General features: G+C 52.4%; 21 protein-coding genes and 1 pseudogene. All 22 read right to left on the bottom strand.

The annotated features are described in order from the left end of the window. Window positions 1-32 precede the first annotated feature (32 nt). Complete coding sequence (locus ACOTXL_RS19595) at window positions 33-620, bottom strand: tail assembly protein (protein WP_045350816.1); 588 nt, start codon at window positions 618-620, stop codon at window positions 33-35. Continuing rightward, window positions 620-1330, bottom strand: a complete 711-nt coding sequence (locus ACOTXL_RS19590) for a C40 family peptidase (protein WP_045350815.1) — start codon at window positions 1328-1330, stop codon at window positions 620-622. The genes ACOTXL_RS19595 and ACOTXL_RS19590 overlap by 1 nt, the downstream gene beginning before the upstream one ends. 2 nt (window positions 1331-1332) lie before the next feature. After that, entirely contained in the window at window positions 1333-2091 is a 759-nt protein-coding gene (locus tag ACOTXL_RS19585) for a phage minor tail protein L (protein WP_045350814.1), read from the bottom strand. Next, window positions 2088-2426 (bottom strand): phage tail protein, encoded by a 339-nt coding sequence (locus ACOTXL_RS19580; protein ID WP_045350813.1) that lies wholly within the window; start codon window positions 2424-2426, stop codon window positions 2088-2090. The genes ACOTXL_RS19585 and ACOTXL_RS19580 overlap by 4 nt, the downstream gene beginning before the upstream one ends. 2 nt (window positions 2427-2428) lie before the next feature. Next, the gene (locus ACOTXL_RS19575; RefSeq protein WP_045350811.1) at window positions 2429-5731 is read right to left on the bottom strand and encodes a phage tail tape measure protein; all 3303 of its coding nucleotides are present in this window, start codon (window positions 5729-5731) and stop codon (window positions 2429-2431) included. 59 nt (window positions 5732-5790) lie between these two features. After that, on the bottom strand, window positions 5791-6084 hold the full coding sequence (locus tag ACOTXL_RS19570; RefSeq protein WP_071785226.1) for a hypothetical protein: 294 nt from the start codon (window positions 6082-6084) through the stop codon (window positions 5791-5793). A 51-nt stretch (window positions 6085-6135) separates the two neighbouring features. Then, the gene (locus tag ACOTXL_RS19565; RefSeq protein ID WP_045332808.1) at window positions 6136-6414 is read right to left on the bottom strand and encodes a phage tail assembly protein T; all 279 of its coding nucleotides are present in this window, start codon (window positions 6412-6414) and stop codon (window positions 6136-6138) included. Window positions 6415-6422: 8 nt separating this feature from the next. Continuing rightward, window positions 6423-6806: a phage tail assembly chaperone gene (locus ACOTXL_RS19560; RefSeq protein ID WP_001549114.1), complete on the bottom strand. Its 384-nt coding sequence runs from the start codon at window positions 6804-6806 to the stop codon at window positions 6423-6425. Window positions 6807-6832: 26 nt separating this feature from the next. Continuing rightward, window positions 6833-7258: pseudogene (locus ACOTXL_RS19555) on the bottom strand (phage tail tube protein); the annotation flags it as partial. A gap of 58 nt (window positions 7259-7316) precedes the next feature. After that, window positions 7317-7664, bottom strand: coding sequence for a tail completion protein gp17 (gene gp17, locus ACOTXL_RS19550; protein ID WP_045351186.1), 348 nt, complete (start codon window positions 7662-7664; stop codon window positions 7317-7319). After that, window positions 7661-8110 (bottom strand): HK97-gp10 family putative phage morphogenesis protein, encoded by a 450-nt coding sequence (locus tag ACOTXL_RS19545; protein WP_045351187.1) that lies wholly within the window; start codon window positions 8108-8110, stop codon window positions 7661-7663. The genes gp17 and ACOTXL_RS19545 overlap by 4 nt, the downstream gene beginning before the upstream one ends. Beyond that, window positions 8107-8445: a phage head closure protein gene (locus ACOTXL_RS19540; protein ID WP_045351188.1), complete on the bottom strand. Its 339-nt coding sequence runs from the start codon at window positions 8443-8445 to the stop codon at window positions 8107-8109. Before ACOTXL_RS19540 ends, ACOTXL_RS19545 begins: the two co-directional genes overlap by 4 nt. After that, window positions 8445-8771, bottom strand: coding sequence for a head-tail connector protein (locus ACOTXL_RS19535; RefSeq protein WP_016063563.1), 327 nt, complete (start codon window positions 8769-8771; stop codon window positions 8445-8447). The genes ACOTXL_RS19540 and ACOTXL_RS19535 overlap by 1 nt, the downstream gene beginning before the upstream one ends. Before the next feature lie 33 nt (window positions 8772-8804). Further along, a complete protein-coding gene (locus ACOTXL_RS19530) occupies window positions 8805-9962 on the bottom strand; it encodes a phage major capsid protein (protein WP_045351189.1) in 1158 nt (385 codons plus the stop codon). Window positions 9963-9964: 2 nt separating this feature from the next. Next, a complete protein-coding gene (locus tag ACOTXL_RS19525; protein WP_045351190.1) occupies window positions 9965-10642 on the bottom strand; it encodes an HK97 family phage prohead protease in 678 nt (225 codons plus the stop codon). 17 nt (window positions 10643-10659) lie between these two features. Continuing rightward, window positions 10660-11934, bottom strand: coding sequence for a phage portal protein (locus ACOTXL_RS19520; RefSeq protein WP_045351191.1), 1275 nt, complete (start codon window positions 11932-11934; stop codon window positions 10660-10662). Then, entirely contained in the window at window positions 11934-13448 is a 1515-nt protein-coding gene (locus ACOTXL_RS19515) for a terminase large subunit (protein ID WP_045351192.1), read from the bottom strand. The genes ACOTXL_RS19520 and ACOTXL_RS19515 overlap by 1 nt, the downstream gene beginning before the upstream one ends. A 6-nt stretch (window positions 13449-13454) precedes the next feature. Beyond that, the gene (locus ACOTXL_RS19510) at window positions 13455-13940 is read right to left on the bottom strand and encodes a hypothetical protein (RefSeq protein WP_045351193.1); all 486 of its coding nucleotides are present in this window, start codon (window positions 13938-13940) and stop codon (window positions 13455-13457) included. A gap of 184 nt (window positions 13941-14124) precedes the next feature. Beyond that, complete coding sequence (locus ACOTXL_RS19505; RefSeq protein ID WP_045351194.1) at window positions 14125-14328, bottom strand: hypothetical protein; 204 nt, start codon at window positions 14326-14328, stop codon at window positions 14125-14127. Next, window positions 14328-14669 (bottom strand): HNH endonuclease signature motif containing protein, encoded by a 342-nt coding sequence (locus ACOTXL_RS19500; protein WP_045351195.1) that lies wholly within the window; start codon window positions 14667-14669, stop codon window positions 14328-14330. The genes ACOTXL_RS19505 and ACOTXL_RS19500 overlap by 1 nt, the downstream gene beginning before the upstream one ends. Beyond that, complete coding sequence (locus ACOTXL_RS19495; protein ID WP_045351196.1) at window positions 14666-15256, bottom strand: hypothetical protein; 591 nt, start codon at window positions 15254-15256, stop codon at window positions 14666-14668. The genes ACOTXL_RS19500 and ACOTXL_RS19495 overlap by 4 nt, the downstream gene beginning before the upstream one ends. Next, a complete protein-coding gene (locus ACOTXL_RS19490) occupies window positions 15238-16695 on the bottom strand; it encodes a glycosyltransferase family 2 protein (protein WP_045351197.1) in 1458 nt (485 codons plus the stop codon). Before ACOTXL_RS19490 ends, ACOTXL_RS19495 begins: the two co-directional genes overlap by 19 nt. Window positions 16696-16864 lie beyond the last annotated feature (169 nt).

Raw genomic sequence — 16864 nt, 5'->3', positions numbered from 1 at the left:
ACCGTCAGGTGGCTTACAGTGGGTGGTTTGGTTTATTGCTGGTCTTCTGCATATATCCCGGCGGAGATAATAGCGCCGCCTATTTCTCGCTGACCATAAAGCAGGGGAACGGGATTGCCAGATGCCGTCGTGTTAACGGGACCACCAAACGCATAGGAGGGTTTGTTATCAGGCTCCTGACGCATTCGCAGACCTGAAACCTGAGGAGAGAGCATCTGCACTACACCACCAACGGCCATAGAACCAGCTGCGGCATATAGTGCCATTTGTGTGCTTGCTGCCCACCCTATTGGGTTCCACCAGGTAAAGGCCGCAATTGCGGCGGCAGTAACAATTTGAAAGAGCCCCGCCCTTTTACTACCGCGTATGACAGGGATAATACGGAGCTCATCACCAGGCCCAAGAAGATCAAACTCTTCCTTGCCTATGTTTATTTGGTTTCGGAAAATAACAAAATCCAGTCCCTTTGCCCGAGCTTCACGCAGATAAGCATCAAAGCCGTCAATGGTGTTAGAAAGTGCCCTGAACACTTCGCTGGCCGACGTTAGTGCGCGGCGATGTGTCCTGCCAAATCGCTGAGCCATTGAGCCGCTGAGTTTGATAACGGTTTTTCTTTCCATTACATCAAATCCTTATAACGCAGAATTTTGATGGTACGGTCACGGTAATAGCCACCGTAGGGAATACGCTGGCTTAGCTGGCCATACATGTGATGCAGTAGCATGTTGCCATCAAGCAAAATCCCGGCATGGTTCGGGACGGTGGACTGAACCTGCATGATAACCATGTCACCTGGCTGAGCGGGACCGTCGTACTCACGGAAACCGCATTCCTGCCAGTTATCCATATAGAGGTTTTCACCCTGCTCCCACCAGTGGCGATCTACGCTGTAGTTGGGCAGTTCAATGCCGTGCTCGATGCGGAAATAGTCCATGATGAGAGACCAGCAGTCTGCATACCCGAGTACAAACTGGCGCCCTGTGAGGGGACGGTCTCCGCGAGGCATGACGGTGCGAATGTCGCCCTCCGGCCACGATGCAATAATCCAGGGCAGTTCCGTGGCATCACACATCAGCATGTCGAGCTCGCTCGGCTGAGTTGTTGCCCCGTCGCCGGGATGGCTGTGGACGATCGCCACCACAGTGCCCTGCTCTTCGGCGGCCGCATAATCCTCAGGATTAAGTTCAAATTGCTCAGTCGGCGACTCAGCATTATTTTTGCAGGGGATGTATTTCTCCACCCGCCCCTTCTGAATAACCACGCCACAGCACTCCTCGGGGAAGGATGCGGCGGCATGCGCCAGAATGTCGCTAACTGTTTTGTCGCGCATGATTATCCTCTCAGAAGTGAAGAGCCGGGGAACCCGCCATAATCCAGCTGTTCATTCTCTCCGAAGCGAGGTTTACAGCCCGTTGACAGCAATCCGGAGCAAACATCCTGTGAAGGATCGTCCACCCGATTGCCGTCTTTATCGAACCAGCCGTTTTGCCCGGCGTAGGTGCAGCCGTTCCCGGTTTTGTACCAGCCCCGCATGCACCACGTGCACATTGGCTGAATTTGCCGGGTCGGAATGAGTTGCCCTCGCAAATCGGCTGGACTTGAAAGCTCAAACTCTACGGTTTCATCGTCTGACCCTGATTTACGGTCGATGTAATAAACCTGTTTGCGCTCCTCGTTGGGATTCGCAGTCGGGTTCCCGCCAGGAAAATTTCTTGCGTCCAGGTAGTGAGCGAAGGTGTCATGGATGATCACCTTTGCTTTAGCCATCCCCTGAAACCTGCGGCACAGCGCGCCAATCGTACCGCTGATGTTTGCAACAGTGAGTGACGGCCGTGAACTCTGGCCGTCACTGCTTACAGATATGCCGGTCAGTTCATACGGCCACGCGCCATACTCCTGCCCCTGCCACCACACCGACTTCGGCTCAAGTTTTGACTCGTCGCCGCCTGCGGCGATGATTTCCGCCTCGGTATGCGGGATTGTCTCGTTGTGAAAGCGAAGAATACCCGCACCGAACGCTGAGCCGTCTACCTCAATCAGGCGGACGCGCTTACCCGGCTCCAGTTTCTGGACATCAGATGAAATACTCATGGATGGTATGCCTGTATGAATGTGCTGCTGAGGGTGTATTTTTTGTTGCCGTGGGTAGATATCTGGAAGGATTCCGCGCGCCATAAACCTGAAGGCTCAAGCGGTGGCTTCCAGATAAATGACTTCCACCCTGCATGTCTGTTCAGAAAGTTTTTAATGGCCTGAATGTAAGCCTCATCGCCGGTAAAGCTCACGCTCCACTGAGGTGTTACCGGGTTGATGCCGTCCCCGGCCACCTGTGTATAGCCATCGCCAAACTGCGCCTTTCGGGTACGAAAACTTGTATCAACCTGAGAGGTAACCTTTGGGCACCAGCTGAAGGTTTCGACTGCCATGGTTAAACTCCCTTGATTAATCGCCACAGAGGCGAGCCCGGCATGCTGGCCTGTTCGTTAATTACACCAGTGATGGCATCCTTAAGCTGCCTGCCTGCTGCTCCGGCGGTTCCCTGACTGGCTGCCTGTGGTGATCCACCCTGAATATTGATATCGCCGAAGTTAACTGAAGGCACACCGCCGGAGACCTGCGGAGTACCAACTGCCCGAACTCCCAGCGAACCATCAGCGGCGCGCGTAAGCGGCATAATGGCTTCCGGACCAGCCTCGGCAAAAACCCCTGCGCCTTTGGCAAAAGCAAACAGCTGAGGCGTCTGGAAAACGCCATTGCTGTAAGCGCTCAGGGACGGAGAGTCGTAAACATTACCCTTCGCATTAAAGGTAAAGTTCGCGCCAGCATTCTGAATAGCGGTACCGCTGCTGGCGGTTGCGGCTGACGAGGCACCAAAACTGAACAGTGATCCAATTGAGCTGACGCCATTAGCAACAGCCATGTTCACCAGAACGTTCTGGATAATCTTCAGTACGCTCACGCCCCAGTCCTTCCAGCTGTCAACGTTGCCATTGAGCATGTCGGTGATCGTGGTGACCGCGCCACCCATGGCCTGCTTCATGCCGTCAGCGGCCATGGAAGAATAATCAGTAGCTTCGTCCACCCAGTTCGCATAACCCTCAGACAGTCCCGTCATCCAGTCGTCACGCTGCGCATCAGAAGCTGCGTAATATCCCTCCTGGTCGCGCAGGCGCTCTTCGAGGTAGCGCTTATTAAGTGCCAGCCCCTGCTGATAGAACGTCTCGTCGATTTCACCAGCCTGACGCTGGCGGAGAAGATCGGTATTCTTCTGCTCAAACTCCTTACGCAGATTGAACTGCTCCTGAAGTCTTTCACGAAACCTGGTTCCCTGCCCGTATCCCAGCAGTTGCGCTTCATTGGCTGCGCGGGCGCTGGCGTTACTGTCGGCGAGGTTGGCTTCGTAATTTCGCAGTTGCTCACGCAATTTAACCTGGTCAATCAGCGTAGCATTCTGCAATACCGTCTTTTTCTGGGCTTCTGTCAGAGAAGCAAGTTCGCCCTGGCTGACCTGGTATTTAACCTTCGCCAGTTCAGTATTCTGGCCTTGCAGGGCAATCTGCTCTTTTTGCTGCTTGATAAGGCGCTTATACACATCCTCGGTTTTCTCGCCTTCGGTTTTACCACCCTTCGCCTTAGGTTTGTTGGCCTCATTATTCCGCCATTCAGCAAGACCGTTATTAATAAACTCCTGACGGCCTGTCTGGAATTGCGGATCACTGGTTAACCCCAGGTCATCGGCTGCATAACTCAGACGCAGGCGCTCTTTGGCCTCACCCTTCAGGCGTGACAACTTCAGATCCCGGCGACTCTTTTCGAGAGCATCAGTTTGCTTTTTGTCGAGGTCGGCCTGAGGAAGTCTGAGCGGGACGTTAGCCAGCCCTTGCCGGGCCATTAATAGCTGATTTCCCAGACCCAGCAGACGGTTAAATTCAGTATGCTGACCATTCATCATGATCATCGATTGATATACCGCATTCTGTCGCCAGGCTTGTTCGCGTATTAAATCATTACGACGCCGCTCAATTTCTTCGAGAGCCTGCTGAATGCCGCGAGATTTATCTCGCATGTCATTCAATTTTCCTTCTTCAACAGCGAGTTGATCGGTAACAATTGCTATCGCTCTCAGGATATTTGGATCGTTCTCGCTGGTAATGCCCGGCTTTCCACGCGATGCATTCAAATCGTCGATCTGGTTCTTCAGCTTACCAACCTTTTTGGCTTGCTCATCAACAAGTCGATTTTGCTCAACGAGAGCCTCAACAGTTTGTCCACGATTTTCATCCGTCTCGGTCAGAGACATTTTTGAGGTTTTTTGCCTGATTTCATCAATCTGACCAGCATACTCCTGGGCGGAACGACGTGCCTGCTCCTGATTCTGATACATCGTGTACCAGGCACCGGCCCCCAGCATCAACAGCCCAGGCAACCCGCCGACAAGACCCAGCAGGCCTGTAGCGCCTGTTTTTACAAGCCCCAGCACTGATGTTGCAGAGTTTAGTGCCTGCTGAGAGGCTGCAACGGCTCTGTTTGACTGTACCAGTGCCGCATTTGCTGTAATCATTGCCCGGCGCTTGGATATGGCATTTTGAGTGGCAGTAGCCTCAGCATTAGTATTCTTTGCCAGCACAAGTTCTGACTGGGCAAGCTGGTAAGCCCGCTCAGCAGCAATAGCATCGGCAGCGGCCTTGCGCTGTGATTGTGTGGCTGTACTTGCCCTTGCGGCGGCGAGCGCTATTTCATTTTTCCTCGCTTCAACCAACTGCGCCGTCTGGCTTCCAAGATCGCCAATCATGCCGCCAATAAATCTTGAACCTCCGATGGCCGCCAGCACGCCAGCAGCAGAGGCAACGGTATTGATATTATCTGAGATCGCATTCAATGCCCCGGTTAGCGCTCTTGTCGCCCCAGTGGCTTCATTTGCACCACCTACCCACGCCAGAAATGCGTTTTCAATTTTTGTCGTTGCTGATGCAACGGTCTGTGGCATCGCGCTATATTCATCCTGTAACGCCCCAAGCTGGCTGATTAAAGCCGGAACAACTTTATCGGCGGTAAGTTGTCCCTGATCGGCCATAGCCTTTAAGTCTTTCCTGGCGACACCCATGCCGGATGCCAGTGCACGAATAACGCGATCACCGTTTTCATTGACGGAGTTAAATTCCTCGCCTCGAAGAACACCCTGTGCTAACGCCTGACTGAACTGTGTGATTACTGAGCTGGCTTCAGACGTGCTTGCGCCTGACAGCTTAAGTCCTGTCGATATAGCTTCGGTTACTTTCAGAACCTCTTCTGAACTGTAGCCATACTCACGCATGGAGGCGGCTGAACGGGTAAACAGGCTGGCGTTATCTGAAAATGCGGTTCCGGTTCGCTGGCTAATATCCATCAGTGCGCGCTGTGACTCTTTGAAGTCATCGGAGGATTTTGATGCCTGCTTTAACCGGGCGTTAACTGAACTCCATTCATCAGCCAAAGAAATAAGGTGCCCGGTGGCATATGCTCCTGCAAATGCCCCAGCAAGACCAACAGCTGACGCCTTTGCAGAATTAAGTTGGCCCGTTAAGTCAGCCAAAGCCCTCTGAGTCTCCCTGGACGCGGCCGCCGCCTGTCGGCCACCATTTTGCATGGTGCGGTAATAATCTTGCCCCATTCGTGAGGCGCGTGAAATTTCCGTCTGGAATGACTGCGAGTTAGCGGAAATTTTGATTATTAACTCACGTAAGGTTGCCATCAATTTTCTCCAGGCGAAAAAAAAAGCCCATTAACGGGCTTTTTGTTGTGATATAAATTTCATGGCTTATCTAAAAATTCTCTCAGAGCTTCCGATTTATTGCAGGAATCTTTATTAACAGTCATCCCTGCCTCTTTTTGCTTTTGACAGAAATAGTAGTAATCATCGTTTGTTTTTATATAGCCCATGAATTTAATAAAAGCTTTTTTACACAATTCAGGATTTGCATGATCAGAGCAAACCGTAGACGTATAGCTTTGCAACTCATTTGGTTCTAATGGAGCCAGTGTTTGAGTTGCACTTGATAAACAACTGAAACCATAAAATAATACAAATAGAACTAGTTTTTTCATTTTCTTCACCAAATTATAAAAAAATAATCCTATTCTTTTACAGTTCATTTGTCACTGAGTTGCAGCTGTAAGTGCCGCCTCAAGCCCTGCAAACGGGTCCTTCGGTTCTGATTGCTCATCACCACCCCATCGCAGGATCGCATCGTCCAGCGGTACTTTTGCCCCCTGCGAACCGTAGATGGCAGAGACGAGCTGGGCTGCCTGAATGTCGCCACGGATATCGCCAACCGGACTTTGCCTGTCGAACTCAATCCACATCAGAAGCTCGCTTGCCGTCATATTCTGCCGAAGCTCTGAGAGCGTGCGCCCCATCCGGAGCGCAAGCGACATCAGAAACTTTACGCCGGGGGTTGAGACTTTTCCCGCGCTTCGTCCGCATTGTTGATCAGGTCAAGCGCCTGTTTGAGCAGGCGTGAATGGACGGGGCCGTAGATTTCACGCACCTGCTCTTCTTCGTCTACGCTGAATACCGGTTGCTTATCGGTGTCACACAGAACGTCAATGAAGAGCACCACGTCAGCGCAAAGATTACGGTGTGCCTTTTCCGATACTGACACATTTTCATCATCAGCACCCGCTTTCACTACTTCCTGCCAGCGCAGCCAGGCTTCACCTGACGGCTCACGGAGAACCACTTTGACGCCCTCCCACTCAGGAACGGCGACCGTCTTATGACGAAAACCCGACATCTTAGCCAGGGCGAGATTTTTAATATTCTTCATGCGACCTCTCAGGAGCCAGACTCGATGCTTTCAGGCTTACCTTTCAGGCGCAGGGAGAACGTTGCCGCCACTACACCGTTGGTACCGGAAGACCAGGTATGCTGGCGGATTTCAGCCAGGAATTTAAAGCCTTTCCCGGACGGGAAGATGACCTGGAAAGCGTAGGTCGTATCGTTGTCATACGCTTCACGCAAGGCGTCCTGCGCCGGATTCTTGTAGAAGTTTCCGGACAGAGAGATTTCTGACGGAGAAGGCAGACCGTTGATGTTCTCCTGCTCGGTCGAGCAAAGCGTTGTTACGTCGATATCCTGCTTCTGACCACCGGTGAACTGAATTTCTTTGATGGTGCAACTCAGATCGAGAAAGGTTGCGGAATCCATCGTTTCTTTGGTGGCTGGCAGGGAGGAAATAAGGATCTTCGTCAGCTGCGATTTTTCATAAAGTGCAGACATAACTGTCTCCTGGAAAAAGAAAACCCGCCATAGGCGGGTTCGTTGGGTGAATTAATCGTCAGGGGGTAACTTTAAAATCCAGGGTGGCACGGTAGAGCCGATAATCTGGCTCGTAACCGGGGATTTTTACCACCTCTGTAGGGTTTAAGGGCTTAAGCGAAGCGAGCGCCAAATCTCTCAGGGTGCGTGATTCAGTGATCGTAGTGGAATACACATCTACCTGAATGGAAACCCTGCTCTCTGCCTGGCCACACAGCACGTCAGCGGAAACATCATCGACGATGGAAAAGATAATCCAGGGTGGAGAGACAGACGGTTTCCCGTCACTACCTAATGGCGCAACGTAGGGATATACCCGCCCTTCTGCCAGGGGAGAAAGCAAAGCGTAGATATCATCTTCATTCACTTGCTCAACACCTCATCAATAGCCTGATTCATCCTAGCAATGGCGACGCTGGCGGCCTCTTCCTCGCGCGTATCGTAAGCGGGTCGCACAAAAGGATGCGCAGGCATGTTCGCAGTGCCAATCTCCACAAAGCGCCAGTAAAAGGCGTTTCTCGGGTTATTCGCCTTCATCGTGTTATCGCTGTTGCCGGTGCGCGGGTTAACGCCACGAATATGGACGCCGGAAGAAATCTCCCCGCGGCGGCGTGAGCGCTGAGTCAAAACGACCACGTTTTTCTTCAGTTTCCCGGTTCTCTCAGGAGCGCGTGCGATCACTTCTTCCTTAAGCACCTCAGCCCCGGCGCGTGTAGCATCACGCAGAACCTTGTTGTTTTCGGCACGGCTAAGCGCCTCCAGATCCTTTGCGATGTCATTCAATCCGGAAAAATCGAGGCTCGTTTCAATCATTTTTCGGCTCCCGTTTTACAAAGGATTTCCAGGCGGGTTCCTGTCGCGTTTGCGACTGGGGGACCGATGATATTAAGCACCTGCCCTTTGTAGGGGCCGCTAAGGACTTCGAGACGTGAAGAGGCGTTAACATCTGACCTGAAGCGCATCCAGACGCGAATGGTTGCCTGTGCCGTTTCAGCGCCACCTGACATTTGCTCTCTACCATTAATCCCCTTTACCTCCGCCGAAACCGGGTTACCGCCAGTCCAGGACTCCACCGGCTGACCAGAAGGATCACGCGAAGTTGTAAAGGTGAGAATCTTTACCCTGTGCCGGAATCGTCCAGGTTCCATCAGGAGCCCTCCTCTGGTTCAGATTTACCGCGCCAGTTGCGATGAATAAACATCATGCGTTCAGCTGCAGCGTTTTCGTAAAGCTGCACTTCGCTTTGCGCGGTCCGGTGTTCAAACATGTCAGCAAAGACAAGGAGAACAGCGCCCTTAACGGCTGCAGGAATATCAGCAGCAACCTTCCATGCAGGTTCATCGCACCAGCGTATGCAGTAATCAAAAGCGGCCTGGGCGTACAGCGTGATCAGCTCGTCCCTGTCGTCTTCCTCAAACTCAATCTGCTGTTTAAACAGACGGAGGCCAATTACATCGAGAACATCTATCGCCATACGTTAAAAGGGCGGGTTTCCCCGCCCCCTCCATCATGAGCCAGAAGAGAAGGTGCCCTTGATGATTGCCGTCGGGCGATAGTGCGCCAGAGCCAGGCGCTCTTCGCACAGGATGGTCAGCATGTTTTTCACGAAGTTATCGCGGTCTTCACGGCTGACTTCCACGGTGGCATCCATGCGATCCCATACCTGAGAGGCCATATCGAAACCACCCACCGTAAAGGTACCGGCGGCCTGTGCCTTAGTCGGAACTACTGGCAGCCCCCACATGATATTGCTGGTAAACGCCTGAGGACCGCCGAAGAGATAGCGGCCTTCGTTGTCTTTCAGCAGCGCGATGTTGTGCCAGTCGCGTGGGTTCAGGACGATACCGGAAGCGCTAAACTCAGACTCGGTCACCTGGTAAATTGCATGAGCGATAATATCTGCGCGGGTGTCACCTGAAACATTCAGCGAGGTGTCATAAGCAGTTGCCACTTTGTTCAGGCCTTCCAGGTTATCCCCGGTGCCGTCGCCGTTCAGCAGCTGATTTTCTTCCTTCAGCGCCAGACCATACATCAGACGACCGTTGACGTATGACTGCAGCATTGGTGCATCATCCATCACCTGACGTGACGCCTGTACCCAGTGGGCGATGGTCTTCACGTTTGCGGTCTGCTTGCTGAAGGTGATATCCGATTCAGGCTTCAGCGCTTTCTCGGCCACCACGTCGGCGTTATTGGTAAACACCTCTTCACGCACGTACTCCAGAGCGTTGCTTGAGATGCGACCCTGAGCCAGAAGATCGCGGATGGTCAGGCGGCGCAAACCAGGCATGATGATGCCAGGGATCTGCATCGGCTGGATCAGTGCGCCAGCAGAATCAGCGTCACTGCCAAGCGATTTGTTGAACGTCTTCGCGTCAAAGGTGCCCTGTTTACCATCCCATGACTTAATGAGTTCATCAGCAGCTCGTTCAGAGAAGGATTTCTTCTCACCCGGATTCTCAGCACCGGATGCCAGTTTCTGTTCCAGATCGAAGAGACGGGTACCTGATTTGGACAGCTCTTCCTGTACTTTCGCCAGGTCTTCCTGCAGTTGTTTGGAAACCTTACCCGTGCTTTCGATTTCTGCTTTCTGTGCTTCGAAAAGCTGGGACATTTTATGCTGGGATTCTTCAATAGCTTTTTGAATGAGAGCGAGTTCAGACATAATTATTTTCCTAAGTTAGAAGGGAAAGATTGGATGCTCTGAAGCAGAGCTTTGATTTGTTCTTCGTTTCCGCCGCCCTCGGACTCGCTCCGAATCGCTGACTTAAACCGGGCTATTAACCCAACTGCCTGTGATTTGGTGAGGCCGACTGAATCCCTCAGCCAGTTCTCCACATCACGGATCGTTTCAATACCATCGACGCTTTTCATGGCTGCAATGCCAGCCTGTTCGTTGGCCGGGAAGGTGCAGACGCTTATTTCACGCAGTGCCTGGACATTCTTGAAAATGCGGCCGGTGGGAATGATGGTGTAATCATCTTTTGCAACCGAAAAGCCAACTGACATCCCCTCAACCGTACCGTGCTGCATTGCAGCTTTCAGGTCGGTGGCCCCGCTGTGCCCTGGCGTCAGTTGACCGCGTACATACAGGCCTTTTTGGTCTTCTGCCAGGTTGTCCCATTTACCTACCGGCAGTTCCCACGTCCTGTGGTTGAAAAACATCGCCACTTTTCGGGTCTGGTTTGCCAGTGCGTTTTTAAACGCCCCGGGCAGAATGATGTCGCCATCTGAATCGGTGTTATTGAAAACCGAGGCGTAACCTTCAAAAATCCCCTGCTTCCCGTCACCGGTGAATTTGATTTCTGTCTCGTCGAAAGACAGCGTTTTTACGATCTCAGGCATCACGGCCCCCATAAAAATTAAGCCCCGTCATTACGGGGCTTTTTGTTGGTTCCTAAGTCGGTTATTGGCACGTACTGCTTCTGTCGCATCGCCACATCGCCACCTGGTAATGGCGGCATGTTGTCTGTCCGGCGCATCTCGTTGATGGTTCGGAGCCCGGACTCTCCCATTGCCTTCATAAAGGCAGCGCGGGAAGCAGAATCGCCCCTCAGAAGACCATCAAGATTGTGCTCAGCATGAATGCGGCCAACATCCTTAGACGGGATTAGCCATCGCTGAATGCTGTTTTCCCACCGGGAGATATAGGGCTGCAGCGTGTACTGCAGGAAGCCGAGGTTTTGTTGCTCGATGCCGGAGCCCCAGCTCGTTGACTTCTCAACGTCGCCTACAAGATGAGGCGGCACGCCAAAGAAGCGCGCCAGTTCGCTAACCTGGAATTTTCGGGACGCCATCATTTCGGCATCCTGCGGTGTTACGCCAATTGCCGATGTGGAAAATCCCGCTTCCAGAATCCAGAGGCGTTTTTTTACCGGGCCGCCAGCGATCTCTTTGAAATTCTCTTCGACCTGCGAACGCTGCTGTTCAGTTAGCACTTTTTCGCCGGTTGAGAGGATTTGCGGAGACTTGGCACCATTGGCAAAGAAATCTCGCTGCTGATCTTCCATCGCCACCGCCACGCCAGCCGATTTACAGGCAAAAGCGATGGGTGACAGACCGACGAGCCCGGTAAAACCGAAGCCCTTCAGGTGAAAAATTTCTTTCTGCGAAAAGTTGGCGTATTCGCTGTCGCGCTGATAGCGATAAAACACTTTTTTACCTACAAGCTTTACATCCATGTTGGCTGACTGAAGCGGGAGAAGGCTTATCACATCTCCTGCACTGTTACGGTCCACCAGTGCATATGCGTTACCGTAGAAACAGAGCTGCATCGTCATAGCCTCCCTGAATTCCTGGGCGGTCATGTACTGGTTAGGTGAGTAGCGCAGCAGTCTCGCCAGTGGGTTGCTCAAATCAACTTTTTTACGGTTGTCTTTCTCATCGGTTTCGAATACATCCATCGGCAGGCATGCCGTGAGCGTTGAAATCAGACTCACACAGCGCCATACCGTAGAAATTTGCAGTATGCGTTCATCGTTAATTGATGAATCGCCCAGGTGACCATGGGCTGAAACAGGCCCCGTCTGTGAGCCCTGATTTGGGGTGACTAAACGCCCGCCGACAAACCAGGACTGCAGCTTCGCCCACCAGCCGTTATTGGTTCGCAGGTCAATCGTGTATTTAGGTTCTTCCATCACATGCTCAGCGGTCGAAAAATGAAGTCTTCGAAGTCACCACCCTGTTCGGTAACTTCCCCATTAGCAGCACCAACGGACATTGTCATTGCGACCATGCCATCAATACGGCCTGTTGCTTTGGATTTATCAAGCTTGCGGTTACCTGCAGCATCTTTAACCACCACCGCATTCACGGCACACATCGTTAATACAGGGTGCATGCCATGCCTCACGCGGCCGTTAAGCATCAACGATTCAAGGGTGTCTACTGCAGGTCCCATATCCTTAAAGCCCTGGCCGAACTCGATCAGCGGAAGGCTCAGACCTATGGAATCGGCCTCTTTCCTGAACTGGTCAATGCGCCAGCGGTCGAATGCCATCGCAGTAAGGTCAAAATCACCGATAATTTCAGCGATATCCGCAACGACGAATGAGTAATCCACGGAAGCACCTGGTGTGGTGCGCAGAAGCCCCTCCCTTACCCAAACGCCATAGGGGGCACGGTCCGTTTTAGTGCGTTCTACAAGAGTCTTTTCAGGTGTCCAGAAGAAGGGGAAAACATCCCAGACACCATCATCTGCCTCACCAGCAATAACAAGAGCTGTTAAATCATTACGGGCTGACAGATCAAGACCTGCAAACCACTTCCTCGGTGTGTTTAGTGGATTACCACCGCACAGTTCCCACACGCTGCGGGAGATAAACGGCGATACGGTAGACACGCGCTGATTAAGGTTTAGGTTTCGGAAGGTGTTTTCGAAGCTTGGCATTCGGCCAGCTTTCTCGGCCTGGCGTGCCATGTCTTTTTCTGATCTGAATGTTCCCAGCGCCGGGTTCGCAGCCAGCCAGGTTTCACGTTTACTGATATCGGCATCTTTTGGCGCTTCATAAACGTGGCATACGATGTGCGGGTCTTTAGATTTGATCGCGTCATCAATCCAGATACTCAGCAGATCAGCATCGTTTGCCGCCTGCGTACTGATTACAATCAGCAACGGGTTTTCGTGCGCCCCCTGAGCGGTAGTTATTGCATCGATAAAATCATCCTGCGGACCTCTTACCTGCCCTGTTTCGTCCAGAATCGCCAGAATCGGTGAAAGGCCGTGTGTGGTTTTACCCTCAGCAGATAAAGCCTTGTATTCGACATTACACGGCAGGCCGATCAGCTTTTTGCCGCTAGGCGTAATGTGAACAATCTCCTTCAGCTTGGGGTTCAGGTTAACCATTTTCACCGCGAGGTTGAAAACAATTGCGGCCTGTTCCCGGCTAAGTGCTCCGCTGACAATCTGCGTGTTCTGTACCGCTTCTGGCCCCACCAGATGAGCCAGCAGAATTCCGGCAATTAAACCCGTCTTACCGTTTTTTCGGGCGATGCTGAGGATCGCCATATCCGTTCCGGCTGGATTGTCGTAAAGATCCAGGATGAATTCTTTCTGGAAGGGGTCCAACAGCATTGGCTGCCCGATAAGCTTACCTTCCGGCACGATGCAAAAGCGCTCAATGAACGCTATTACACGCTCACCTCGCGTCATAGTTTTTTATCCGTGCTTGGGAAAGGCGATCAGATTGTCGTCCTGGTCCTGATGCTCAGCTTTGGTATTTCGTGCATCACGATCATTCTGATTGCGTTTCTTCTGGTCGCGGCTTTCGCCATTGGTTGCGTGGGAATGGATTTGGAGGTCACGGCGCTGAGCCAGGATAGTTCGCTGTAGCTCAACAATTTGTTTGCGGAGGTCTTTTATCAGTCCTTCGTCGCGTCCCTCCCCGCGTTTACGCTCTTCTTTGCGTAAATCCTTGCGTAAAACGGTTATATAAAGCTGATTATTTGCCAGTTCTACGGCAGCCAGAAGGTCGGCTGGCGTCCAGCTGTCCAGAGCTTTCGATCTGATATTGTCATGCCAGAATGGTTCGGCTTTTTTTTCCAAACCTGCATGGGACGGAGGATCGATGGTGTCCACTGCTGCATTTTTCATGGCCTGAACCGCTGCTGCCGAACTGTCGGAACGGGTTCGTTTATCTGCCATATGTCAACACCTTAAAACTAAAAAAATCGGGTTAGCGTTAAAATCAAACTTTGGCGGCGGTCATTTGGGGCAAAGGTTTTGAAGATTTGATCCCCCCCCTGCCCTTGATGGGATTCATTCTCACTTGGAATGATTGCATTTGAAATGATTTCACATGATATGTAATCGACTTACCGCCGCCGCGCTATGCCGAATGTTTGTCTACCTGTTCGAGCTTTTGAGCGCATTTCCCGTACTCGGGCAATACATGCCCTGAGACGGTCAGTGTCGGTACGTTCTCGCCTACAGTATGGGAGAACTGGATAGACGTTACGCGCTTCATCTCTACACCATCAATCGCCAGCTGAACAAACTTACCATCGCGGTATTCAATGATGAGGTCTTTCATTACGTCCTCCAGTGAGACGCAGGATCAAGCGGGTAGCCGTTGGCATCACAACCTATTACAGCGCCGCGCTTCTCCATTCTCTGTTTCGTTGAGTCATGATGTGCTTTGCACAGTGGTTGCCAGTTCTCTTTATCCCAGAACAGGAGCTGTGCCTTCGATATGGCCAGAGGGTTACCAGACTTAAGCGCATCTTTAAGTTTGTGAGGTTCGATATGGTCAACCACTGTCGCCGGGGTTATGCGTCCTTGCTGCTCGCACATCACACATAGCGGATGCTGCTGCAGAAAACGCAAACGGGCCTTATCCCATCGGCTGCCATATATGCGGGGCTCTTTGTTCATGCCAGTCTCCATGCGCGACGGCGTTCCGTCCTCGGCTCGTTGTCAGGGTGACGCTCGACCGTCTGCATGTCGGCGTGATCCACCAGCGAGTAACACGGATAAATCACCCGACCACCGAACGCCTCACCGACGGCGTAATCAGCTGCCAGCGTTTTATTCCATGCGTTAAGCATGCGCTCCAGTCTGCCCTGAGGAGGGCTGTAACATACGCCGTGAATCAGTTTTCTCAGAACAAGGTAATCAGCGTTTACTCTGTCTGCTTCCACCAGCATTCCGGCTATCTCTTTCTGATACTGCGGCGGTCGGCCGGTACCGAGATAAAAGCTCAGCATGTCGTCAGGGAAGCGAGTCAGCCAGTCAGTAACCTTTTCGCTAAATCCGAGTACCGGCAACGCGTCGTCTTCCAGCACCACTACCCGGCAGGGTTGACTGGCTGCCCATTCAAGCGCACGGCGATGATTCCAGTTAGCTCCGTGGTTACCGTCATCAATAAGCAGATGAGCATCCAGCAGCGCAGCAAGATGTTGTGCATGTTCTGATCGGGAGTGGTGACCAACAACAACGAATTTCACTTGTGCTTCCACCATGTGGCCTCCCCACCGATACCATCAGTTTTGAAAACGGTATGTACCAGAGGGCCGGTGACCAGCCTGTCAGCGAATGACTGCGCAACGATACCGAATGCCAGCATGTCACCTACCGCCGCGCCAGCCTGTTCTTTCTTCCAGAAACGATAACTCTCGATCCGGTAGTAAAGACGGATGATGCCGTGAGCGAACGCCATTACATCAGCGCGGGTACCACCCAGCAGACCAGCGTTTAGCATCACATCGTTGCGGTGCGCTTCGATGAACTCCTGATAGATACGCTCTGGATGGTTCTGCTTTGCCCAGGTGTCAGCATATGTTTTCGGTTCTGAACCGACATAAACCTTGCCGGGCTGCATTTCTTCCCACGGTGCGCGAAGCATTTCGACATCGGTCCCATCGGTACACCAGACGAAACGGTATTCAGGATGATCTCGCAGGTGCTGCCAGACGTGCAGCCAGCGCCGGAAGTAGACATTCATCTTCACGTCAGGAACGTGGTAAAGCTCAACGTCAGGAGGGGCTGCCTGAAGTTCATCCACCAGCGCGATACGGCCACAATTCCGAAGCGATGAGGCCCATTTAGCCAGCATGTCAGGAGAGGCGCTCATTTTCATACCGCGCTGCGGGTCAGGCTGACTGGTCAGTAACGTAGTGATTACCACATCCCGTTGCCGCCGGTACTCCACATAACCGGTAAACCCGGTATCGCGCCGTTCGTTGTGGATTTTAACGTTACGTTCCACCAGCGCCATCCGGTCTGGTTTTGGTACCGAACGCTCTACGGCCTCATGTTCATCAAGAGAATGAATCATCTTTTCTGAACCGACGACATCAGCGTAAGCCCACGTAGTCATTCCGGCGTTATGAATCCGCAGGGCAAGGTCGCTGTGTTCGTACATGCCGCGACCATAAACCGGATCGAATCCGCCCACCTTCTCGATGGCGCTGCGGTGGTAATACAGCATCACGCCGCGCTGCCCGGTGTAAGCAACATGCTTATCATCACGGTACAGCTCCGCCATGTCGTGCAGCTTATTGCGCCCGGCCAGATCCAGAAACTGGTAAGCCAGGTGCGGCTCGGGTGATTCGATGTAGGGAAGATGCCAGTTATCGGCGATAGGCCAGGCATCATCATCCCACAGAAAAAGATGCTCGCACCCGGCATCCATAAGGGCTGACAGGCTGGCGTTCTTCGAAGCAACAATGCCGAGTGATGTTTCATGGCGAAACAGCTGCACGCCGCCGGGAACTACCGCTGCAGGCTTTGAACCGTCATCGATAACCACCACCAGCGCGCCGGCTGGCAGATGCCTCAGATGCTGTTCGAGTGAACGTTTTAAAACGTCTGCGCGCTGGTGTGTCGTTATTGCAATCCCGATCCGCGATGAAATTGCGCAGGCGGGTGCATACGGGACACCATCAATAATGACCTGCATAAATTCTCCAGCATCAGTCCGTCCATCGGGTTACTGCAACTTCATGAGCCCATGGCCCATCAGACCACAGCCATACTTTTAATGGCGGGTTTACCACCATCTTATCCCTGATGATGTCGCCTACTGATTTGTCAGGCTCAACATCTGAATCAGCAAAACTGATAGGGTA

This window comes from Enterobacter cloacae complex sp. IR5402 (assembly GCF_049238125.1).
Classification (GTDB): Bacteria; Pseudomonadota; Gammaproteobacteria; order Enterobacterales; family Enterobacteriaceae; genus Enterobacter; species Enterobacter hormaechei_C.
The sequence above is the reverse complement of the archived record's forward strand: the minus strand, read 5'-3'. Positions and strand labels throughout refer to the sequence as shown.